Below are 23,478 nucleotides of genomic sequence, written 5' to 3'. Positions count from 1 at the left end.
CAAGTGAGATACCTTTAAAATTAATTATATTGAGCAAAACGACCGCGCTGTCGCATGAGCTCACGGTATAAATTTGGATTTTTCTCAAATGCTGCCCTGCCGTGGAGCCAGAATAGATTGTTTAACATCACAAGATCTCCTGTTGGCAACACAAGCTCCAATAAGTTTTTATCATTCTCCATGGAGTCGGATAAATCCTTCAAATACTTCGCTTGGTCGGTCGTTTCTGGATTTACAAATTGGTCAATAAAGCACATGCACGGTTTATTGTTAACAAGGAAAAACGGTGCTCGCTTCACTTCTTGAGCAACATTTTTACTTGCGGGTGCTTTATACGTAAATTCATAGGAAGCCAATGGATGTTGGTAGAACACATCTAACTCTTCCCAGTCATCCAAATGCAGTAAACGAGACTCTCCACCTACCGCATTTTCTTCCTGCATTTTCATCATTAGTAACCAGTCAGTTGCTTCATCAACAAACGTTCCATCTGTATGCAGGGTGAACAGTCGATAAGCTTGGCGTAAGTAAGAGTCACTATTATCCGTATCCTGAACCGTAAAGCGAGCATAATATTTTCCTGACATCGCATCGTGGTTTGGAATACCTACTAAGTGGGTTATAGCTGTAGCAAAGATGACATAGTCTTCATGACTCGTAGTTTCTCCCTGAACACCAACGGTAAAGCCACCTGTTTGACGGTCTTGCAAAATATTGCGCAATACCTCTTTAAACTGACTGCCTAAAATTTCTTCAAGCTGCGCTGCCACAATTAATCTCATGTACGGTACATATTCTAAGCGTTGCGGGCTGACGTCATTTAGTTTTGATAAAAACTGTTGTACAATTCCGGGTGCAAACTCAATATGATATAAACGTTCACTTTGTGGATGTCTCTTAATCTCATAGCTCACCGTCTTTTGTAAAAATATCATAGCCTTTTCTTGTAACATACTCATATTTACTACCTCCATTGATTTAGTTTGCAGGCTATTAGTAGGAGAAAAATATAAAAGCCAGCTATTTCATGACGAGTCATAAAATAACTGGCTTATAATTTACTTCGCTGCTCTACGGCAATAGAGTCATAGTAAACCGACAGTTGAATGATATTAATTTTTCTTCACTATTAACCTTTTTATATAACCAAACTCACGTACATTGAAAGAGGTCATCGATCACGCGGCGAGTTTTTGTTATTTATTACAATTATTAGTTTATATTACCGAAGTTTAATTGTCAATAAATTCTGATAAAATAATTCATTAAAGGTTATTTATCTGTCTTTTTTATCTGCTCATATTGTAAGTGGAGATCTTTAATGGCTGAAGCAAGTGCATTGATAGCCTTCCCACGATAATGCTCTTGGATGAGTTGGATAGGTTTATCAATTCCATCATTCAGACTAATCCCACGTAACAAGTTCCCGATAAATTCACGACCATGTTTTGTAGCAAGCGTACAGGACGCCTCAACAATGACCCCATATTTCTTATCCACTTCTGCTGTAATCGTCAGCGTATCAAACACACTTTTTGCCGCCATTCCTTGCGGCAGTCTTGCGTGACCTGCTATAAAGTATAGATTTGAAACCATGCCTACCTTCCCCACTTTCCATTTTGAATTTCTTATTTGCTGCATATATTAACTGGCCAATTTTCAAATTGATTTTACGCTATATTGCCTTAGACAGAAGGTGCTCTTGGTTTGGTATTTTCGAGACAACCTCCTTGCCAATTTGGATAGAAGCCGTTGCTGCAGGCGAAGGGGCATTACAGACATGGACACTATGTTTTCCAAAGATTATATGAAAATCATCAACTAAACTTCCATCTCTTTTTAACGCTTGGGCCCTTACTCCTGCAGGTGCACTTTCTAGGTCCGTTGCAGTCACTTCTGGAATTAATTCTTGCAGGCTCTCTACAAATTTGGCTTTACTAAAAGAACGGATCATCTCATCGAGACCTTCTTTCATATACTTGCTTGCAAGCTTCCAAAAACCTGGGTAGCCCATCACTTCCATAAAGTCTTGTAAATTAAAATCTGTTTTTTTGTATCCTTCTCTTTTTAAGCTCAACACAGCATTCGGACCGGCCTCAACACCTCCTCCTATCATTCTCGTAAAATGAACTCCAAGAAAAGGAAAGTTAGGATTGGGAACCGGGTATACTAAATGTTTTACTAAATCTCGACTATCAGGCTTAAGTTCATAATACTCACCGCGGAACGGAATGATCTTCATATCAGTTTCATAGCCGGCCAGCTTAGCGATTCGATCACTATGTAGACCCGCACAATTAATCATGAGCTTCGCCTGAATAACACCCTTATTTGTTTCGATTTCTACGCCCGACCCGTTTTCTCGGATGTTCTCAACTTTTGTGTTTAGTTTCAGTTCTCCCCCATGATTACGAATAATTTTCGCGAACGTTTCACTAACTTGCTTATAATTGACGATCCCTGCCATTGGAACTTGAATTGCCGCTTTTCCACTGACATGCGGCTCTATTTCCTTTAGTTCATCTGAAGTAATTTTTTTGATCGCTAATTCATTGTCTAACCCTCTTTCATACAAGTCTTCTAGTAGAGGAAGTTCCTCTTCCTTTGTCGCCACAATCACTTTTCCGCATATGTCATGGTCAATATCGTATTCCTCACAGAAACGAACCATTGACTGACTGCCTTCTCGAGCGAAGCGAGCTTTATAGCTTCCCGGTTTATAGTAAATACCTGAGTGAATGACCCCGCTATTGTGTCCTGTCTGGTGTGAGGCCCACTCATTTTCTTTTTCAAGAACTACTAACTTCGCATTTGGATACTTTTCATAAAGTGCTTTTCCTACCGATAACCCAACTATTCCCCCACCGATGATAGCAAAATCGTACATCTTCATTCCTCCCCTTCCATTTAGCAGACAAAAAACCAGTTATATTCAATACGATATTACAACATCCATTGTAATAGATAAATAAATGATGTCGCTAAAGCAAACATAAACAAAACATAGATCCCGTTCCATTTCAAACCAACAACTAAACCACTTTGTTTGACATAACTGGCGACTAACATATTAATCGCATTTAACGGACTAAGAACAGCCGACATTGTCCAACCTAAAATAAATATAAATGCCAGAATTTCCGGTTGTGTCCCGACCATTTCCGCATTAATTTGCATCGCTAAGATTGGAACGACAATAATTTGGTGTACCCCAATAAAAGACAATAAGATGATTGTCCCAATAACAACGACGATAAATAAGAAAAAAGAATAGCTGGACACCCCAGTTAACACTTGACGAATCCATTCAGCAAATACGGTTTGAGACAGAGCACTCCCGAACAAACCAGCACTTAAAAACAGTACAATTTCATTATTCATAAATGATGGCAGACCTTTAGCGTAATCCTTCATATGTGAAACAATCTCTTTTACACTCCGAACAACAAGCATCCACAAAAACGGGAATACTACCGCAATTAGGCTGACTAGCATGATCATTGGATACCCGCTTACATATTCTAGTACTAGTAAAATCGTAATCAGTGAAAAGAGCATAATAATAAGCTTAACCATATTATGCTTATGAATGACTGGTGTCATCTCTTCGGAATTACAAACGTGTTCTTCTGGCAAATGCTGTTTAGACCACGTCCGGAATAATAGATTACCAATACAAAGTTGAATGACAGCAAAAAGCAGTCCGATAAAAACGTAGTTAATAATCGGTACATCCACGTAAAACAGAACTAACGCAACAGAAGCAAAATAAGGCGACCAAAACATAGTCGTTGAAAACCCCACTAAGTAAGATTTCCCTAGAATGACAGGCTTTAATTTTAATTCGTCTGCTATTTCATGAATCATGCGAACTGTCCCCATGTTTAAAATCGGTCCGAGTAAGGCAATTAACCCGGATAAACCAAAAAATGCCTGGGTCGAACGGTGCTTCCAATGGTTCATATAATATAGCGCGGATTCGATATAACCACTCACTTTCATCGGAATGGCGATCAAAGGGACGAGCAAGAGCAGAGTTAATAACGGTAGATTTCTCGTTAATCCTTCTAAAGTCTCCCAAAAGTTATTTCCCGTCCAAACGTTGAGCAATAAACCCCCAGATAAAAGGAGTAAGCCGATCGTGAGTAAGACTTTACCCACTTTAAAAAGGCTTAGCAGTAACACGACGGCTGTAATGATTGATAGAGTGGTAGACAACCACGCGATCGGATAAAAAAAGTAAATAATATAAAGCATACACATCATTAAGATAAGAACACTTTTTAACATCATACCAACTGCTTTCAAAACAGACTTCTAGGTCATTCTACGAACATTTAACCATTGACCGCCTCGGAAATAGAGTTACCCCCCTGCATTATTCATTAAATGGACTAACTTACAATACCCTTGCTTCCATCTGTCACAATGAACCTCTTATTTTCGATCTCAAATTCTCCTCCCTTATAAATGAACGCCACCATCGACGATAAGAGTGTGGCCTGTCACAAAGTCACTAGCACTTGAGGCTAGGTAAAGTGCAGCACCTTTTAACATATTTTCATCGCCAATCCTTTTTAAAGGAATATGAGCGGTAACTTTGTCACCCTTCCTATCAAGAACAGCCTTCGTCATCTTCGTCGGGAAAAATCCAGGTGCAATCGAGTTAACGTAAACCCCATGTTCTGCCCATTTACGAGCCAAATCTTTGGTAAAATGAATGACTGCTGCTTTACTCGTACTGTAACCGACTGCGTTTAACACCTCAGGAGGCTCTGCTTTAATTCCAGCGACAGAAGAAATATTGACGATTTTCCCCGTTTGATTTCCAATCATATGTTTTCCGACTGCCTGGGACATGAGAAAAGTCCCTTTAACGTTGACATTCATGACCTTATCCCATGCTTCCTCTGGCATCTCCTCGACAGTTGCTCCCCAGGTTGCTCCACTATTATTGACCAAAATATCGATCCTGCCAAACTCAGCAATAACTTGTTTGACGACCTGTTTTACATCTTCTTTACTAGTTACATCACAGGCGATCGCCATGGTTTGTATACCCTTATCCTGAAGCTCTTTAGCTGTTTCCTCACAGTTTTCTAATTTTCGGGAACAGACAACAATATGAGCTCCTGCATCTGCATACGCCTCAGCTATTTGCTTTCCCAGCCCTCGCCCGCCACCTGTAATTAACGCTACTTTTCCGCTTAAATCAAATAGTTCAAATACGTTCATAGAGCTCCTCCTTATGTAGAATGCCCAGCCCAACTTTTTTTCGTTGAACTGGGTCATTCCATGATTCCTCCTTAATTGATGATACCAGCTTCTTGGTAGAACTTAAGTGCACCTGGGTGTAATTGATCAACTTCTAAACCATTTAAAGCGGTGTCTAACGTCATGTATTCCGCACGTGCCGGCAGTTGGTCTACATACATCTGATGATTATCCCAAATCATTTTGGTTAAGTAATAAACAAATTCTTCATCCAAGTCCGCCTTTACTGTAAACATAGATTCCATCGTCCAAGTTGGAATCTCTTCCGTTTGACCGTCATATGTGCCTGCAGGCAGTTTAGCTGAAGCCATACCATATCCTTTTTCTTCAACTGTAGTTAAAACATCCTCATTAATTGGGATGATCTTTACTTTGTTTGTAACTTCGAGCTCATGTAATGCCACAACCCCTGGCGCTCCCCCGCCGAAGAACACATCAACATTTCCATCACTTAACATAGATGCACCATCATTGTAATTTCCATACGAAATGCGTCCACCGTTTTCTCTAAAGGTATCTTCTGTAATTCCATATTCCTCCATGACTCTCCAGAACCCAACGATAGAACCGCCACCCTGTGGCCCAAGAAACACGTGTTTACTAACAATATCCTCAACAGTATTAATATCATTACGACTTGCTAGAGTTGCAATCTGCGAGAATGCAGGATAGAGAGAACCTATCGCCGCAATATTATCATAAGGTGTATCGAAATCGCCCCGTCCACTTAAAGCATCCGCAAAGTCTGAAGAAAAGTTAATCGCCATATCTATATCTTGACCTTGCTGTAGTAAACGAAGATTGGACGTTGAACCCCCTTCAATTTGAGAAACATTAAGACCATTAAAGTTATCCATATATATCTCTGCAGCCAGAGTTGTAACTGGATACCAACCTGAACCCATCGGACCACTTCCAATTCGTAAAAATTGGACCGGTGCTGATGCTTTATCGGTGTCGCCCTCTTTACCCGAAGTTGATGTCCCTTCAGAACTTCCACATGCTATTAGTACTGGAACCATTGTCAATATCATTACAAGAGTAACAAACCATTTTTTCAATATAATCTCTCCCTTTAATTTTTTTTATTTATGCACTTAACCTTTGCTCACTTCGAACGTTTTTTCGATGAGCTAAGTATACAGCGACTAATAACACAATCCCAATAATGTCCGTTACATAACCTGGGACTACTAATAAAACTGCTGATAGTAGCACAAGTAGTCTCGTCAACTGCTGCAATGGCTGGATCCAATATTTTTCAATACCAATCGCAAAGGCGTAACAGCTAATGACCGCGGTAAATACTGCTAAAACACTATTTACAATGGAGTCAGTTTGCAACAGCAATTCCGGGCTATAAACAAAGATGAATGGAATGATAAACCCACCTATCCCTATCCGCATGGAGTAAAAGGCCGTTGCCATCGGTTTGGATCCGGCTATACCCGCGGTCGTAAATGAAGTGATCGCAACAGGAGGTGTAATTCCCGACATGACACCAAAATAAAACACAAAGAAATGAGCAGCGACAAGGTCTACACCTAATTGAGTTAATGCTGGTACACCTAACACCGCTAATATGACATAAGCAGAAACGGTTGGCATCCCCATCCCAAGAATGATGGAAGCTACGGCCGTTAATACGAGTAGTAATAATAGGTTTTCGCCAGAAATGTTAATGACAAAGCGAGAAAAGGTCAGACCGAGTCCGGTTAGCGACACAGCACCGACGATAATTCCCGCTGTCGCACAGGCAGCAATAACAACTAACGAACTTCTAGCTCCCTTTTCTAACGCCGCTAAAATATCAAGCAGCCCCATACGTGTTTCTGAACGAACCCAGCTCAAGATGACCGTTAAAATGATCGCATAAAAACCAGCCTTCATCGGGCTGTAGCCCATTAACATAAAGCCAATAATGGCCAGTATCGGTAAAAATAAATATCCTTGTGTTATCAATACCATTTTTAAATCCGGAAGCTGGCTTTTCGGGACCCCAGATAACTGGAGTTTTTTTGCATGGAAGTAAATAAGAAACGCAGTGATTAAAAAGTAAATCAATGCTGGAATAAGCGCATAAAGAGCTAGTTTGATATAAGGAATACCCGTCGTTTCAGCCATAATAAAAATCGATGCTCCCATGATCGGCGGCATGATTTGTCCGCCTTGTGAGGCAACTGCTTCTACTGAAGCAGCAAACTTGGAACGGTATCCTAGTTTCTTCATTAGAGGAATAGTGAATGCCCCCGTAATCGCAGCATTGGCTGCACCATTACCTGTAATCGTGCCTACGAGTGCACTCGCCCCAACCCCCGACAACGCCGGGCCGCCGGTTTTGTTTCCTAATGCTGCAAAGGCAAAATTCGTAAAGAATTGTCCACCGCCTGAACGCATGAGAAAAGCACCAAATATAACAAACAGGACGAGAACAGTGGAACTGACGTAGATAGGCGTGCTAAAAATACCTAATGTACCGTTAAACATATTACTGATCATCGTCTCATAACGGACACCTGGGTGCGCAAGAGCGCCCGGAAAATACTTGCCGTAAAAAATGTACACTAAGAAGAAGGCTGCAATCCCGGACATTAAGAGTCCATTGGTCCGGCGCGTCGCTTCTAATACGAGAATGATAAGCAATGTCCCCATCATTAAGTCCAGATCACTAATTTGTCCTTGGCGTTGCTCAATCTCTGGGTAACCCGTTAAAATGACCCAAAACATAACCAAGCTGGCGAAAATCGTAATCACATCAATCCATGTAAATCCTTTGGCTTTTCTAGCCGGGAACAGTAGGAAGATTAACAATAAAGCCCATGCGACATGTATACTGCGTTGATGCCAGGATGGTAAAGTTCCAAAACCAGCAGTATATAGGTGAAAGGCAGAAAAGCCGATTGATAAAATGACAACGATCAGCATCGCTAACCGTTTTAAATTCCATTTTTCTTTACGTTCTTTCCACAACATTTCTATATCTGCCGGTTTTTCTTTTAAAGTTAAATCCATTTTCTTTGGTTGAGTGTTCGTCAAGACTATCTTCCTCCTTTCTTTCACACCAAGAAGAAAGCGCTTACCATACTTGGTGTGATTGAATATGGTAAATAAATATGATTACAATTTTTCAAGCATAATCGCCATTCCCTGGCCTCCGCCAATACATAAAGTAGCCATTCCAAACTGCTCGTTTCGTCTTCTCATTTCAAAGAGTAACGTCGTCGTGATTTTGCAGCCGGTCGCTCCTAGTGGATGACCTAAGGCAATTGCACCTCCGTTGACATTCACTTTGTCGATATCTAATTTAGCTTCTTGAATGACCCCAAGCGCTTGAGCCGCAAATGCTTCATTCAATTCAATCAACCCAATGTCATCCAACGTTTTACCAGTTCGCGTTAACAGCCTTTCGATAGCTGGAACAGGTCCTATGCCCATTACTTCTGGCGAAACTCCAGCCGTTGCCCAGTCGACGATTTTGGCTAACGGTTTCAGTCCTAGTGCGTTTGCTTTTGCAGCAGTCATCAGAACGACTGCCGCAGCACCATCATTACGGCCACAAGCATTTCCAGCCGTTACTGTACCATTTTCTTTAAACGCGGGTTTAAGGCGTTGTAAGTCTTCGATTGTCGTTTGCGGCCTTGGAAATTCGTCGGTGTCGAAGGTCAAGGTTTTCTTCTTTTCCTTTACTACAATTGGTACAATTTCATCTTTGAAAACACCTTTTTCAAGTGCTACTGCCGCTTTTTGCTGACTTAACAGCGCAAATTGATCCTGCTGCTCACGTGTAATTCCATAAAGTTCTGCAACATTTTCAGCCGTAATCCCCATCCCAAGCTTGGATCCGAAAATTTCATTCGGTTGCTGACCGTTCTCAAGATTGGAGTCTACTAATACAGGATTCCCTTCTCCAAATCGTGAATTCTTTAAGTAGATCGGGGCTTTACTCATCGCTTCCGTTCCACCCGCAACAATGATCTCCGCTTGATTAGATATGATTTGCTGGATCCCTGAAGTGATCGCCTGCATCCCAGACGCACAAAGGCGGTTCACTGTAAATGCTGGTGCGGTGTCAGGTACCCCGGCTCTTAGGGCAGCAACTCTTGCAACGTTAGACGATTCAGTCGTTTGCCTCACTTCTCCTAAAATAACTTCGTCAATTTGCTCAGGTGCTACGTTTGCTCGCTCGATCGCTTCTTTAATGACGACAGCCCCGAGTTGTCCAGAGTTAAACCCCTTAAGAGACCCGCCAAAGCGACCTACCGCTGTTCGTGCTGCACTTACGATTACGATATCTTGACTCATAAACTAGCAACCTCCTTTATTTTTTATACTCTTTACGCAGCTGGGCAGAAATAATGTTTTTCTGAATTTCAGACGTTCCTTCGTAGATTCTAGTAATTCGAGCGTCTCTAAAGTAACGTTCAATCGGATACTCTTGAATATAACCAATTCCCCCGTGTATTTGCACTGCTTTATCCGCTACCCGGTTATACACTTCAGATCCATACAATTTAAGCATAGCGGCCTCTTTTATCACCGTTTTCCCTTCATCTACCATCCAAGCAACACGGTATGTAAACGAGCGCAAAGCTTCTATTTCCATTGCCATTTCGGCCACCATATGAGCGACTGCTTGATGTTCAATTATCGGTACACCAAATTGTTCACGTTCTTCAACAAACGCCATCGTTAGATCTAAAAGCTTTTGACAAGAGCCTAGGTTTCTAGCAGCAAGGCCTGCTCTGCCATTCGCTAATATTTTCAGAGCATTCACATATCCTTGCCCTTCCGTTCCAAGCACATTCTCAACTGGAACCTCACAATCTTCGAAAAATAATTCTGCAGACTGCGAACCTCTTAGTCCCATCTTCTTTTCCTTTGCGCCGATTTTAAAACCTGGAAAGTCTTTTTCCACGATGAAAGAAGTAATTCCTTTTGCTCCTTTCGAAGGGTCAGTCACTGCCATGACCGTAAACACATCAGCAATCGGTGCGTTAGTAATATAGTGCTTCGACCCGTTTAAAATGAACTTATCTCCTTTTCTAACCGCTGTTGTCTTTAAGTTCGTTGCATGTGACCCTGCAGATGGTTCCGTTAAAGCAAAGGCACCGATTTTCTCACCACGCGCCATCACAGGTAGGTATTTCTTTTTTTGTTCTTCATTACCCATCTCCACAATACCAACCGTTCCAATCCCTGTATGAGCACCGATTAATGTCGTATAGCCGTTATGGGTCTTACCAATTTCTTCGAACAAAGCACATTTCCCAACCATTCCGATACCAAGGCCGCCATACTCTTCAGGAATACTTAATCCAAATAGACCGAGCTCCTTAGACATTTCAACAATTTTAGCTGGTATCTCATCGCTTTCTTCTATTTCCATCGCTAGTGGATCTACTTCATTTTTCACGAAATCTAGAATGTTTCTTTTTAAAAACTGAATTTCTTCATCGAGTTGAAAATTCATGCTCCCCACCCCTATGTGTAGTCATAAAATCCTTTTCCTGTTTTTCTCCCAAGCCTTCCTGCTTTTACATATTTTACAAGAATCGGACAAGGGCGATACTTTTCCCCTAATGTTTGATACAAGTACTCCATATTACGAAGACGTGTATCAAGTCCAACTAAGTCGGCAAGCTCCAAAGGTCCCATCGGATGATTTAAGCCAAGCTTCATCGCTTTATCAATGTCCTCTGCGGCTGCAACACCTTCCATCAGCATGTTCATCGCTTCGTTACCGATGAGGCAGTTCATCCGACTGACAGCAAACCCTGGAAACTCGTTCACTTTAATACATTCCTTCCCCATCTTCTCCCCGACAGCAAATGCTTTTTCAATCGTTTCCTCGGCCGTCTCCAATCCGCAAATGACTTCGATCAGCTTCATTTTAGGAACCGGATTAAAAAAGTGCATCGCAATACATTGATCTGGTCTCGATGTTTGTGCGGCAATTTCTGTCGGACTCATCGTCGAAGTATTGGTCGCTAATATTGCATGTGGTGGAGCTATATCATCCAGTTGTTTGAAAATGTTAGTTTTCAGTTCCATAATTTCTAGAACCGCTTCAATCACGAGATCGGCATCATAAGCCGCCATTTTTAGGTCCGTTGTATAAGAAATTCTTGTTTGAACCTCAGCTGCTTGATCCTCCATCAGCCACCCTTTGATTACACTTTTCTCCAACTGCTTCGTGATATAACTTTCAGCAACCTTTAAAGACTCTTCATTAATATCCTGCACCTTCACCTGAAACCCAGCCACAACGGCAGAATACGCAATACCTCTTCCCATCGTCCCTGACCCTATAACAGCTATATTGTTCATATCGTGAACATCCCCTTACACCCGTAGAGGAGTACTTTTTTTAATTCTTCTGTAAGTAACGGAACGACTTCCCCTAAAACAAAAACTTTTTTCGTCATCGTTTTATCCTCCTTTACAGAATTTTCGCTTCATTTTTGTATGAAACAAACTCTATTACCTCGGACGATTGACTTTGAATGTCCCTGACCCTTTGACGAGCAGATTTCCTTGGTCGTCAAAGATTTCCCCTTCCCCCGTTACAATCCGGTAGCCCTGCTGCAACAGCTTCCCTTTTGCCATAAGATACCCTTCTTTAATAGGAGCTAAGTAATGAATGTTTAGATTCACAGTGACGACAGGATTTTTAGCAGCAGCCCGGACGACTAAGCTTAAAATATTATCAACCATCGTTGCTAAAACCCCACCATGAACCGTACCATTCGTATTAATAAGTTCCGGAGTAATCGGGAGTTTTAATAAAATTTCTTCCTCATCGCTTCTGACAATTTCAAATCCGAGGTGGGTAAAGAACGGGCTCGTTTCAAATGTATACCTTAACTCGTTTGTGATATTCGACAAATAGAGCCCCTCCTATCTTCCTGTAAAACTTGGTTTTCTTTTTTCCAGAAACGCAGCCGTCCCTTCCCGTTTATCTTCTGAAGCAAAAAGGATTGCTTGAGCTAATTTCTCTATCATTAGTCCTGTTTTCAGGTCGGTTTCACTACCCATGTTAATGGCTAGCTTTGCTAGTTTAACAGCAAGCGGTCCCTTAGCTAGTATTTGGTTTGCAACTTCCTCTGTTTTAGCCTGCAACTCGCCAGGAGCAACGACTTCACTTACGAGTCCGAACCGTTCCGCTTGTTCAGCACTCACAATTTTTCCTGTTAAGATCATTTCTAACGCTTTTCCTTTACCGACAATTCTTGCTAGACGCTGTGTTCCACCCGCTCCAGGGATAATGGAAAGATTGAGTTCCGGGAGACCAAGCTTGGCGTTCGTAGAGGCAATGCGAATATCACACGCCATCGCCAGTTCACAGCCCCCTCCAAGAGCAAAGCCGTTAATCATGGCAATCGTTGGCTTCTCGTAACTTTCAATATAATCATAGACTTGTTGCATCCCATCTGAACGAAGCGCATCAACCGTTGTCTTTTCTTTTAACTGGGCAATGTCAGCGCCTGCAGCAAACGACCTCTCACCACTCCCAGTAAATACAACACATCCGATTTGCTCATCCTGTTGCAGAGTTTGCATAGCATACACTATTTCCTCCAACGTTTGCTTGTTTAAAGCATTACGAACTTCGGGTCGATTAATGACGATATAAGCAAGCTGATCTTTTGCTTCCACATAAATATTTTGATACTCCATGTTGCACCCCCATTCTTCTGAGTATTCAGAAAATTATTGATACGAATAAAACCCTTTGCCTGTTTTTCTTCCGAGCTCGCCCCGATCCACTCGTTCCGTGACCGTGTGTGAAGGTTTATCCTCTTCATCTCCGCTCTCGTTATAGCGCTGCATCCGAACATTATAGTGAACATCCAATCCGGTGAGATCAATGAGCTTGAATGGACCAATTGGATGATTTAACGCTTTTGTACAGGCGAGGTCAATTTCTTCAAAGGTTGCTATATCATTTTCTAATAGGAAAATCGCTTCGTTCATCAGTTTTCCGAGAATACGGTTTGCGACAAAACCAGAAATCTCTTTTTTTAACCAAATCGGTGTCTTGCCTAAACTTTTTGATAAATCATAAGTGACTTTCGCCGTTTCCTCAGATGTGTGTGGTCCTTGAACCACTTCAACGAGCTCCATTACTAATGCTGGATTAAAGAAGTGCATATTACACACTTTTTCTGGACGATTCGTTGCATCAGCTACTTTCGAGCTAACGATTGTCGAGCTATTTGTTGCTAAAATCGTATGAGCAGGAGTCAATTCATCTAGCTGCTTAAACAGCTCACGTTTAATATCTATTTTTTCCACGATGGCCTCGATCACATAATCTGTGTCTTGGACCGCTTCTTTTAAGTCAGAGACAAAGGCTAAACGGTTGAATGCTTCTTGAACTTTGCCCTCTGTTAATCTTCCTTTTTCAATCCGACGTTTCATATGACCTTCGAGTGACTGTTTAGCTGTATCAAGACTTACTTCGTTTATATCCTGTAAAACAACCTCATAGCCAGCCAATACACAAACCATCGCTATTTGCGAACCCATCGCACCCGAACCAATGACGCTGATCTTTTTTAGTTCTTCAATATTCATCGTTTCACCTCTTCTATCGTTCTAGCAATAACACAATTTCTTGGCTGCCACTATTCAAGCGGATACAAGACTGTGTTTTACATCAATTATTTACCCATTATTCGCTGTTTTTTCAATTTCTTCTTCCACAAGCTTTCTTCTCAAAATTTTACCCACCGTTGTTTTCGGAAGCTCGGTTCTAAAGCTCACGGCTTTTGGAACTTTATATTTAGCCATCTTCGCAGAACACCAGTCTATCAATTCTTCCTCAGTAAGCTGATGACCTTGCTTCAATACGATGACCGCTTTCACGGTTTCTCCGCGGTACGAGTTCGGAACTCCAAACACACACACCTCGGCAATGGCATGATGCTGATATAAAATATCCTCGACTTCAGCCGGATAAATATTATAACCGCTCGCAATGATCATGTCTTTTTTACGTCCAACGATATAAAAATATCCATCTTCGTCCATCATCGCTAAATCACCTGTAAATAACCACCCGTCGCGGACTGTTTGAAACGTTTCTTCCTCATTGTTCCAATAGCCTTTCATGACCTGCGGCCCTTTAACGACTAGTTCCCCAACTTCCCCCGGGTGAAGATCCTTGAGACCTGTTTCTTGGTCAACAATTTTAGCATCCGTATTGGGAAGCGGAATACCGATACTACCAGCTTTTTTCACGCCAAAGATCGGATTCCGATGGGTCACTGGTGATGACTCCGATAAGCCGTAACCTTCAACAATCGCTGCCCCTGTTTTGTCTTCAAACTCTCTAATTAGCTCAATCGGCATCGGAGCTGAACCACTATTACAAATTTTAATAGACTGTAAGATTTCCGGGGATGAATCCGGATGATGAAGTAAGGCAATGTACATCGTCGGCACTCCAGGAAAAATCGTCGGTCGATATTTTTTCATTAGCTCTAATGTTTTTTCGACAGTAAACCGCTGTAAGCAAATTACAGTACCTGCAGCAAAAATTGCCACGTTCATCGCACTTGTCATACCGTAAACATGAAAGAAAGGAGACACACTTAGTACTCTTTCCCCTGGCCGTTCATAGACACCAGCTGAAAACACATAGCTTTGATAAACATTGGAGATTAAGTTGAAATGGGTTAACATTACACCCTTACTTTTTCCCGTTGTCCCTCCTGTATATTGAAGTACTGCGATCCCTTCTTTTGGATCTATGTGAACATCCGGAGGATCTTCCCTCGTTTCTTCTACCAATTGATAAAGGGAATATTCTTGACTGCCCAACTCTTCCTCTTCCTTCACATGAAAGATCTTGTTCATGCCCGTGCAATATGGAATAGCTTGGAGCTTTCTCTTTTGAGAGTATAGACCGACAAACCATCTAGCCCTAGAATTTTCTAAAATATACTCCAGCTCCCCAAGCTGATACATCGGGTTGACCTGAACAACGACACCGCCAAGGCGCTGGGTTGCAAAATACGCGAGCATGTACTCAGCCGAGTTCGGAAACATGACGGCCATGCGGTCGCCCTGTTGAAAACCGAGCTGGTGAAGTGCCGTTGCCAGACGCTCCACCTTCGATTTTAGTTCCGCATACGTCCATTGCTGTTCCTCATCTATGACCGCGATTTGATCTGGATAATCTTTCTCAGTACGGTCTAATATTTGAAAGATATCCATCGAAGGAATATCAATTTCTGTCGGGACTCGCTCTGGGTAAAATTTATACCAAGGTCTACTCAAGCTTTCCCCTCCTTTTAATTTTCATCGAGGACATGACGTGCCACGACAATACGCTGAATTTCATTAGTTCCTTCATAAATTTTTGTAATTCTCGCATCTCGGTAAAAACGTTCCACGGGGTATTCTGCAATATAGCCCATTCCGCCGTGGATTTGTACCGCTTTGTCTGCAACACGGTTAAATACTTCGGTTGCAAACATTTTCGCCATCGACGCTTCTTTTATTGCTTTTTTTCCTTCATCTATTAAACTAGCGGTTTTTAAGGTTAGAACTCTCGCTGCTTCTGTTTCTGTAGCCATATCTGCAATCATCCACTGAATCCCTTGATTGCTTGCAATTGGTTTCCCGAATTGAACACGTTCCTTCGCGTAACGGGCAGAAAGTTCAATTAATTTGTCACAAGAACCTACGGAACGAGCAGCTAAACCAACTCGACCTTCGCCTAAAATTTTGAGTGCTGACATATAGCCCATGCCCACTTCACCAATTACATTCTCCTCTGGTACTTCACAATCCTCAAAAATGATTTGGCATGTATAAGAACCGCGCAAGCCCATTTTCTTATCTTCTTTTCCACGGATGAAACCAGGAAAGTCTTTTTCTACCAAGAATGCTGTGATGCCGCCTTTGGCTCCTTTTTCCTTATCGGTTACAGCAAATACAGTGAACACATCAGCTACCGGACCATTGGTAATAAAATGCTTCATTCCATTTAAGATCCATTTGTCACCGACTTTATGAGCTTTTGTTGATAAGTTCGTAGCATCCGATCCGGCTCCTGGTTCAGATAGAGCAAATGCGGCTATTTTCTCTCCAGCAGCCATCGCTGGTAGGTATTTGCGTTTTAACTGTTCATTCGCAAGCTTGACAAGCCCTGTGCTTCCAATTCCTGTATGTGCACTAATTAGCGATACATAACCATTGTGTGTACGGCCCAATTGCTCAAGGACTACCGCTTTTCCTGTCATGTTCAAGCCAATTCCACCATACTCTTCTGGAATACTCATACCGAAAAGCCCTAATTCTTTCGCTTTGTCAATTAAGTGTTCTGGAATTCGATCTTCATCTTCAATGATTTGGGCGTATGGTTCTACCTCGTTTTCTACAAAACTTCTAATCATTGTTTTCATTTGTAGCAGTTCATCTGTAATGAATGCAGTTGTCATAATTCCACCCCATCTTTTTAGTTTGTTCATTTTATCTATTGCAAAAACTGTGCCAAATTCTTAATAGGTTTATTTTAAAGCACTTTCAGATATTTGGATTTTAATAGAAATTCATTATTGAATTAATATAGTCGAAGATATAGCAAATTAACCAATTCATATTTGAATTGAGTAATTCAAATATGAATTGGTTAAAGGTCTATAAAAATAGCCAGTCTCTTTAAAAAGAGCCGGCTATTAATTATCTATGTCACCTCGGTTATTTGTGGGTGGATAGCTGATATTTTTGTAATTTACGGACAATCGTCGCTTGGCTGGAACCTAACTGATTTGCAATCTCATACGTCGTTCCCCACTTTTGAACAGCTTGCTGTAGGATTTTTCGTTCTGCCTCTTCAACTGCCTCTGTCAAGGATTGAATTTCAGTTGATTTGTTTCGTTCTTTTTTTTCACGGTATTCTTCCGGTAAATCTTCGAAAGTTAACGTTTTAGCTGGAATTGTGAGCATCAAGCGTTCTACTAGATTAGCAAGCTCTCTGACATTCCCCGGCCACTCATAAAGATAGAAATATTCTCTTAGACCAGGGTCAATCGTTTTAGAGATTTTATACTTGCTGTTGCATTGATCAATAAAATGTTGTACTAAAGGTAAAATATCATCCTTTCGTTCACGCAAAGGCGGAATTAAAACTGGCACAACATGTAAACGGTAATATAAATCCTCACGGAACTTCCCCTCTTTTACCATTTCCCTTAAGTCTCGATTAGTAGCTGCAATGACCCGGACGTCAATCTTCTTTGTCTTCGTGCCACCAATGCGTTGAATTTCTTTTTCTTGTAGAACCCGGAGCAGCTTCACCTGGAGATCTAGCGGTAGTTCTCCAACTTCATCTAAAAATAAAATTCCATCGTGAGCCAACTCAAACATCCCTATTTTTCCTGCTTTACTTGCGCCGGAAAAAGCGCCGCCTTCATAACCAAAAAGTTCCGACTCCAACAGATCCTTAGGTATCGCTCCACAGTTAATCTTTACAAATTTTCCTTTGTCAAAACGTTCACTTACTCGGTATAAATGTCTAGCAAATACATCTTTTCCAACCCCTGTTTCTCCAAGTACAAGTACTGTGGCATCTACATTTGCTAAACGCTCAGCAATTGAAAATAGCTCTAACATCTTTTTACTCTTTAGGACCACATCGGAATTTTGTATTGAGACGGCTTTTAACTTTTCAAGTTCTCGCTTGTACTTCTCATTTAACTTTTGAACTTTATTAAGCTCTGAATGTAGATGGTTCAGCTCGCTTAAATCACGAATATTGGTGACTACTTTTTCTACTTCACCCTCCTCGTTAAATATTGGGCTTCCGGTAAGCAAAGTTTCTTTATGATTATAGTTTTTTTGAACGACACTGACAGTTGCTCTTCGCTCAAGTACTTTTGTTGTAACTGACTCTTTTAATATCCCTCGCCCAATTAAATCTTGAATATTTTTCCCTAAATAATAGTGCTTCGGAATTCCTGTAATCCTTTCAATAGCAGAATTTGTCTTTAAGGTTACCCCTTGGTTATCCGTAATGTAAATACCGTCATAGGAAGACTCAATGATTGCATCTAGTTCTTTATTCGCTTTATCGAGCTCTTTTAATTTTTTATGTAATTTGTAAAATTTCGTCCCATCAATGATCACATTTATAGACAGCTTTGGACTTATCTTTTCAATAAGAAGTACATAATATTGAGCTCCTCTTTTAACATAAATTATATTATTTTCTTCTTCATCCTGGATTTCAAAAAGCTGTTCGTACGAAATCCCTATTTGGATGTCTTGTAATATTCCTTGTGATTTTCGGTTGTACTTTTGAATTTTGCCTTTTTCATCTGTAATAAACATTGGTAGCGGTATCAATTCTAGATTTTCTAATACCATTCGATCACCGCGCTTTATCGATGAAAGCTAGTACTGAATAAATGGCTTTTAGTGTGGGAACCTCAACTCCAAGACTATGCGCCTTTTTTACATAGTAACCACATAATGCTTCAACTTCCATCGGCTTTCCTCTTTCAAGATCTTGAAGCATAGATGTTTTATGGCCACGAACAAGAGCCGCATCTGAGAACACTCGTTTCTTTGCTTCCTCTTTAACAGTAAAACCAGCACTTCTGCATAATGCAATCATTTCGGAAAGAACTGTTTCAGCGGTTTGAGTAAGTAGCGGATCATCGAGAATTTCACCAACGGTTGCTTTCGTAACTGCTGACAGCGGATTAAAGGTCACATTCCAAAGTGTCTTCTCCCATTTTTTTTGCATAATATTTGGCAATTGAGATGATCGAATACCTGCTTCATTAAAATGGCTGACGATCTCCGCTAATTTATCTTCCCTAGTTCCCTTTAGGTCGCCGATAAAAAACACAAAATCTCCCTTCTGCTTAATTACCCCAGGTCTTTCTACTTCCGCTGATATATAAGAAGCTCCTGACAGTACATGGTCCTTGCCAAAATGAGAGCTAAGAATTTCTTCATTGTTTACACCATTTTGAAGTGTCAATATGTAAGCCTCTTTATTTACATAAGGTTTGAGTTGTTCAGCTATTTTGTTTGTTTCTGTGGCTTTTACGGTAAAGAGAATTAGCTCAGCTCCTTGCACCTGGGCCAGATCATTTGTAAATGTTTGGTTTACAGTAACTGACTGATGATCTTGCTTTACTGTAAGCCCATAATTCTGCATGGCTTCTAAATGGGCTCCCCTAGCAACAAACGTGACATCATGACCATTATTTTGTAATAAACCTCCTACAAATCCACCAACAGCTCCTGCGCCTATAACTGCTATCTTCATATAAATCCCCCTTTTTAATGTTATATTTCTATAGTGTACCTAAAAATCCCTGTTTATAGTTAGAATTTTTCGAATATAAAAACTCTAAATTGACCACTTGCCTTACTTTAAGTTGACAAAAGAGAAATTTCTTATGCAGTTATCCTCCATCAAAAACTTATACAAAAAAAGCGGTACCTGACACCTTTAAAGGTGTCAGGTACCGCCACTCTATTAAAGCATTAAAGCAATCCGCTCTACATAAACGCATTATTATTTTTCTCGTTAATATATAGGAAAAGTGAAAAATACGTTTTAAGTTCTTTGATTGACAAGTAATCATAGTCTTCAAACGAAAAGTAACTAAAAAATGACTCTAGCGCTTCTTCTTCTGCGCTCATCAAAATAGTTTCTTGTAGAATATAACTACGAATTTGTTCAAATAATTGGCCGTAACCGTAAAGTTTAAACACATCACCGACTTGCTCATCTTCCATCCATCATCCCTCCACTACTAGTATGGTATGAAGGTTAACTAAATAAACGTGTCATAAAATCTAACAATCATGTAGTCTTAAATCTTTGTTCTTGAGTAAAATTAAATGATCAAAGTTTTATCAAGGGGTTTTTTTATGAACAAATGGGTTTCTGCACACGAAAAGAAAGCTTTCTTAATGTGGTTTCTTGAAAACCATCGATTAAAGAAAGCGGATGCGAGACGATTATTAGAGGTTTTAATAAAAAACTTTCATATATTAGACCATGTTCATTTCACAGACGAGTTAAAAACCAATCGAAGAACCGTCGTTATCTCAAGTATCAACTCAGATGAAATAGGATTTAAATACTACCAATCGGGACGGTTATATGAAGAAGTTGCTGTTGCTTACAATGACATCACTACGAATCCAACGGAACCCGTTTATCTTTTATTACATTTTTACGGTAAATTAAACAATCAGCGATACTTACAGCTGATTGAGAACAAAATGATCGATAATATTAGGCGTTATGAATACTACGAAAAAGTCACGAAAGAAGCCGAACGAGTGATTGGGCAATCCCTTGATGAAAATAAAAAAGAGATATTACTACGCCAAATCGATAAAGCTTTAGATGAGAAAGATGAAGAACTCTTCCAACAGCTCGCAAAGCAACTACAAAACTATAATTAAGTCCTCTGAATTATAGTCTGAGTTCTTTCTTGCCTTCATATGATGAAATAGAATTCGTGAATGAAGAGGTAACTTTATCTCTCCTTAGGAAGGATTCTTGAGACAGCGAAGAAATAAGGAGGTATAAGATTGTGACCTGGTATGAGGTATTCCTCTTTTTGAAATTAGTTTTAGCGATTTACTTCATTCTCTTTATTCATAAATGGGGCCATTACTGCTTTGCCCGTTTCACTGGTTTAAAAGTGACTAACTTCAACATAGGGCGTGGGCCAATTATTTATCATACCGTTAAAAATCATTGCAGGTGGTCTTTTCAGTTGTTCCCCGTAAGCGGAAAAGTATCGGTTCACCCCATACAATTTCAACGATCCAATATAAGTATTAAGGTAGGATATATTCTGGCAGGTTCACTAACCAATCTAATGCTTTATGTACTATGTTATGGTTACTTCAGTTTTCAACAAACAGGTGCATTTTGGGGAGGCATCGTCCAAGCAATAAGAGGGATTTATCACCTATTATTACTTATACCTTCTATAAAAATTTCAACGATCTACTCACCAGAGCGCGACTTGGTCGGCCAACTTGAATTATATACTTCTTTAGCGCAATTAATGAACAGTACTGTACTCGGTTTAGCACTTCTCAGTTTACTATATGCGATGATTAACCTGCTCCCCATCCCTGGCCTTGACGGTGGGCGGATGGTCTTACTTATCCTTGAAGAGGTTGGAACTCAGCTAGGCTTAAAAGAAAGTTTTTTACAAAAAAGTATGAAGGCTTGTCTTATAGTAGGAACCTTTTTTCTTTTATCACCATTCATTATTAACAACATCTGGTCGATAAGTCTGGAGCTTGGACTACCATTTATAGAAATCACCCTATGGATCATGCTGCTTATTAGTGTCCTTATGAATATCCGTATTTTTCTGGAAAAACAAGAAGTTCTAAGAAAACGTTAAAGAAAACTCGCCGATTGGCGAGCCTTAGGGGCAGACAGGGACGTAGTTGCCCTTATACTTCGTACTTTAAAATTTTCACCCTCGTCAAGAACCATTTATGCTAATAAAATATAACAACCTAAAAAAGGAGAGCGACAATCGCCCTCCTTTTATTATCACGTCATGGTCCTTCCTGCTTAGCTTAGCTCATTACCTGGAATATTCAATCCTACATTTTTTCGCATAAAATCCCCTTAAAAATTAAGCAGACTTTTTGGAGTTTCACTCTGTTTTTAATGGCTCGACATTCCAATAATAAATCTTTGGCAAATGAATATATGTTATATAATCTTGAACTAATGAAATCCCGACAAACGATAGCATTTGCAGTTCAATTCCTTTTATCATGCTGATCCCCCCTCTTCGTATATTTATGGGATTTACAGTTTGTCTCAATACATCTAAACTCAGCTAGTGTATAATAAAATGAAAATCCACTTTTTATGAATGAGGAGTCATAATGAAACAAACGGAAATTTACATCCTTTCGGGGTTTTTAGGCAGTGGAAAGACCACTCTATTGAGAAAGTTATTACAACATGAAAAAGAAACTGGTAGAAATGTCGGCGTCGTAATGAATGAAATTGGAAAGGTTTCAATTGATAGTACTGCTGTATCTGAGGATTTACCATTAAGAGAATTACTTGATGGATGTGTGTGCTGTACAATTATTGATCAATTTGAGGATCAGTTAGCCAAATTACTTGAGGAACACGAACTTGATGCCATATATATAGAAACGACAGGAGCCGCTCACCCATTAGAAGTATTTGATGCATGCTTGGCTCCATCCATCGCAGCTAAAATTCAAATGAAAGGCATCATTACGGTCGTTGATCTCCCACTTTGGTTGAAGCGACATTCACTTGACCCCAATGTAGAAGACCTAATCATTGAACAAGTAAAGCATGCGGATTTATTACTATTAAATAAAAGTGATCTGCTTCAAGAAAGCGATCAAGCGTCTGTTCTTTATTCAATTCAGGGCTTGAACTCGAAAGCATTAGCTATACTCACATCTAATGCCGACATTAACCCAGCAATTATTACCGGCCTTATATTAAATGAAAAAGACGAGAAATCTTCAGTAACTATTGATAAACTAGCATTACAAACTTATGTCCATACGTTCAACGCCCCTGTTCATCACGAGCGGTTTGAACAATTTATCTCTAGATTACCGGCATCCATCTATCGGGTGAAAGGCTTTATTCGCTTTATGGAGTCCAACTTACTATATTCCTTTCAATATACAAATGGACAACCCATTCTATTGCCTGATCTGTCCGACCACCCGGCAACAATTGTGTTTATCGGTTCACAATTAAACAAAGAAGAATTAAAGGAAGCATTAGATTTACTATAAAAAAGACTGACTCCCTTGACCTCAAACCTCTTTTTGGCGTTATATCATAAATAACGCCTGAAAAGGAGAGCGACGGAGTCAGTCTTTTCACATGAATTCAGTTAAAATACCCTCAATTATTAATTCCGATGAGTTCTAATAGTTAAACTTCTTGAAAGTAATCTTTGTAATAGCCTCCAACTTTACCTGTGTTGTCGACAACAAAATAAAACTCTTCTGTTTCATTTTTTACTTCGTACACTTTATCAGCAGTTAATGCACGGTCGACCATATATTTTTTTGCATTTGTATGTACGCATTTTACTTTTTTGATCGTTTGACTCTCACTCCACGTTTGATGGATCATGACTTTTACCTCCTTTTAGTACGTCTAACCATTATCATATCAAAAAA

The 23,478-nt window shown here is 40.2% G+C and carries 23 protein-coding genes; 3 read left to right on the top strand and 20 right to left on the bottom strand.

Translation table 11 applies throughout. From position 1 onward, the window contains the following. Positions 1-20 precede the first annotated feature (20 nt). From glaH to AC2VNP_RS09650, 18 genes are all read right to left on the bottom strand, one after another. Positions 21-959 carry a glutarate dioxygenase GlaH gene (gene glaH / locus AC2VNP_RS09735; RefSeq protein ID WP_486917148.1) on the bottom strand — a complete coding sequence of 313 codons (939 nt, stop codon included), beginning with the start codon at positions 957-959 and terminating at the stop codon, positions 21-23. Positions 960-1,272: 313 nt separating this feature from the next. Next, on the bottom strand, positions 1,273-1,596 hold the full coding sequence (locus AC2VNP_RS09730; RefSeq protein ID WP_486917147.1) for a DUF3870 domain-containing protein: 324 nt from the start codon (positions 1,594-1,596) through the stop codon (positions 1,273-1,275). A 79-nt stretch (positions 1,597-1,675) separates the two neighbouring features. Then, a complete protein-coding gene (gene lhgO, locus AC2VNP_RS09725) occupies positions 1,676-2,887 on the bottom strand; it encodes an L-2-hydroxyglutarate oxidase (RefSeq protein WP_486917146.1) in 1,212 nt (403 codons plus the stop codon). A 56-nt stretch (positions 2,888-2,943) separates the two neighbouring features. Further along, positions 2,944-4,257: a hypothetical protein gene (locus AC2VNP_RS09720; protein WP_486917145.1), complete on the bottom strand. Its 1,314-nt coding sequence runs from the start codon at positions 4,255-4,257 to the stop codon at positions 2,944-2,946. A 207-nt stretch (positions 4,258-4,464) separates the two neighbouring features. Next, positions 4,465-5,235, bottom strand: coding sequence for an SDR family oxidoreductase (locus AC2VNP_RS09715; protein WP_486917144.1), 771 nt, complete (start codon positions 5,233-5,235; stop codon positions 4,465-4,467). Positions 5,236-5,306: 71 nt separating this feature from the next. Beyond that, a complete protein-coding gene (locus AC2VNP_RS09710) occupies positions 5,307-6,335 on the bottom strand; it encodes a TAXI family TRAP transporter solute-binding subunit (protein WP_486917143.1) in 1,029 nt (342 codons plus the stop codon). A gap of 28 nt (positions 6,336-6,363) precedes the next feature. Beyond that, positions 6,364-8,310: a TRAP transporter permease gene (locus tag AC2VNP_RS09705; RefSeq protein WP_486917142.1), complete on the bottom strand. Its 1,947-nt coding sequence runs from the start codon at positions 8,308-8,310 to the stop codon at positions 6,364-6,366. Between the two features lie 81 nt (positions 8,311-8,391). Continuing rightward, on the bottom strand, positions 8,392-9,576 hold the full coding sequence (locus tag AC2VNP_RS09700) for a thiolase family protein (RefSeq protein ID WP_486917141.1): 1,185 nt from the start codon (positions 9,574-9,576) through the stop codon (positions 8,392-8,394). A gap of 16 nt (positions 9,577-9,592) precedes the next feature. After that, positions 9,593-10,744 (bottom strand): acyl-CoA dehydrogenase family protein, encoded by a 1,152-nt coding sequence (locus AC2VNP_RS09695; RefSeq protein ID WP_486917140.1) that lies wholly within the window; start codon positions 10,742-10,744, stop codon positions 9,593-9,595. An 11-nt stretch (positions 10,745-10,755) separates the two neighbouring features. Beyond that, the gene (locus AC2VNP_RS09690) at positions 10,756-11,601 is read right to left on the bottom strand and encodes a 3-hydroxyacyl-CoA dehydrogenase family protein (RefSeq protein WP_486917139.1); all 846 of its coding nucleotides are present in this window, start codon (positions 11,599-11,601) and stop codon (positions 10,756-10,758) included. A gap of 153 nt (positions 11,602-11,754) precedes the next feature. Then, a complete protein-coding gene (locus AC2VNP_RS09685; protein WP_486917138.1) occupies positions 11,755-12,159 on the bottom strand; it encodes a PaaI family thioesterase in 405 nt (134 codons plus the stop codon). Between the two features lie 12 nt (positions 12,160-12,171). Next, positions 12,172-12,951, bottom strand: coding sequence for an enoyl-CoA hydratase/isomerase family protein (locus tag AC2VNP_RS09680; protein ID WP_486917137.1), 780 nt, complete (start codon positions 12,949-12,951; stop codon positions 12,172-12,174). Between the two features lie 33 nt (positions 12,952-12,984). Next, positions 12,985-13,851, bottom strand: a complete 867-nt coding sequence (locus tag AC2VNP_RS09675) for a 3-hydroxyacyl-CoA dehydrogenase family protein (protein ID WP_486917136.1) — start codon at positions 13,849-13,851, stop codon at positions 12,985-12,987. 90 nt (positions 13,852-13,941) lie between these two features. Further along, a complete protein-coding gene (locus AC2VNP_RS09670) occupies positions 13,942-15,558 on the bottom strand; it encodes a long-chain-fatty-acid--CoA ligase (protein ID WP_486917135.1) in 1,617 nt (538 codons plus the stop codon). 14 nt (positions 15,559-15,572) lie between these two features. Beyond that, a complete protein-coding gene (locus tag AC2VNP_RS09665; protein ID WP_486917134.1) occupies positions 15,573-16,754 on the bottom strand; it encodes an acyl-CoA dehydrogenase family protein in 1,182 nt (393 codons plus the stop codon). A 229-nt stretch (positions 16,755-16,983) separates the two neighbouring features. Continuing rightward, positions 16,984-18,651: a sigma-54 interaction domain-containing protein gene (locus AC2VNP_RS09660; RefSeq protein ID WP_486917133.1), complete on the bottom strand. Its 1,668-nt coding sequence runs from the start codon at positions 18,649-18,651 to the stop codon at positions 16,984-16,986. Between the two features lie 4 nt (positions 18,652-18,655). After that, positions 18,656-19,564 carry a ketopantoate reductase family protein gene (locus tag AC2VNP_RS09655; RefSeq protein ID WP_486917132.1) on the bottom strand — a complete coding sequence of 303 codons (909 nt, stop codon included), beginning with the start codon at positions 19,562-19,564 and terminating at the stop codon, positions 18,656-18,658. A 236-nt stretch (positions 19,565-19,800) separates the two neighbouring features. After that, on the bottom strand, positions 19,801-20,040 hold the full coding sequence (locus AC2VNP_RS09650) for a hypothetical protein (RefSeq protein WP_486917131.1): 240 nt from the start codon (positions 20,038-20,040) through the stop codon (positions 19,801-19,803). A gap of 135 nt (positions 20,041-20,175) precedes the next feature. On the opposite strand from AC2VNP_RS09650, the gene AC2VNP_RS09645 reads away from it, so the two are divergent. Then, the gene (locus AC2VNP_RS09645; protein WP_486917130.1) at positions 20,176-20,718 is read left to right on the top strand and encodes a YpiB family protein; all 543 of its coding nucleotides are present in this window, start codon (positions 20,176-20,178) and stop codon (positions 20,716-20,718) included. A gap of 131 nt (positions 20,719-20,849) precedes the next feature. Next, positions 20,850-21,680, top strand: coding sequence for a site-2 protease family protein (locus AC2VNP_RS09640; protein ID WP_486917129.1), 831 nt, complete (start codon positions 20,850-20,852; stop codon positions 21,678-21,680). Positions 21,681-21,941: 261 nt separating this feature from the next. On the opposite strand, the gene AC2VNP_RS09635 is transcribed toward AC2VNP_RS09640, so the two are convergent. After that, positions 21,942-22,067 carry a hypothetical protein gene (locus AC2VNP_RS09635; RefSeq protein ID WP_486917128.1) on the bottom strand — a complete coding sequence of 42 codons (126 nt, stop codon included), beginning with the start codon at positions 22,065-22,067 and terminating at the stop codon, positions 21,942-21,944. 112 nt (positions 22,068-22,179) lie between these two features. Between AC2VNP_RS09635 and AC2VNP_RS09630 the strand changes: the two genes are divergently transcribed. Continuing rightward, positions 22,180-23,085, top strand: a complete 906-nt coding sequence (locus tag AC2VNP_RS09630) for a CobW family GTP-binding protein (RefSeq protein ID WP_486917127.1) — start codon at positions 22,180-22,182, stop codon at positions 23,083-23,085. 142 nt (positions 23,086-23,227) lie between these two features. On the opposite strand, the gene AC2VNP_RS09625 is transcribed toward AC2VNP_RS09630, so the two are convergent. After that, positions 23,228-23,431 carry a DUF6501 family protein gene (locus AC2VNP_RS09625; protein ID WP_486917126.1) on the bottom strand — a complete coding sequence of 68 codons (204 nt, stop codon included), beginning with the start codon at positions 23,429-23,431 and terminating at the stop codon, positions 23,228-23,230. Positions 23,432-23,478 lie beyond the last annotated feature (47 nt).

Source organism: Alkalihalobacterium sp. TH-98, from assembly GCF_057473385.1.
Note: the sequence above shows the minus strand (reverse complement) of the source record. Positions and strands in the feature narration are given on the sequence as shown.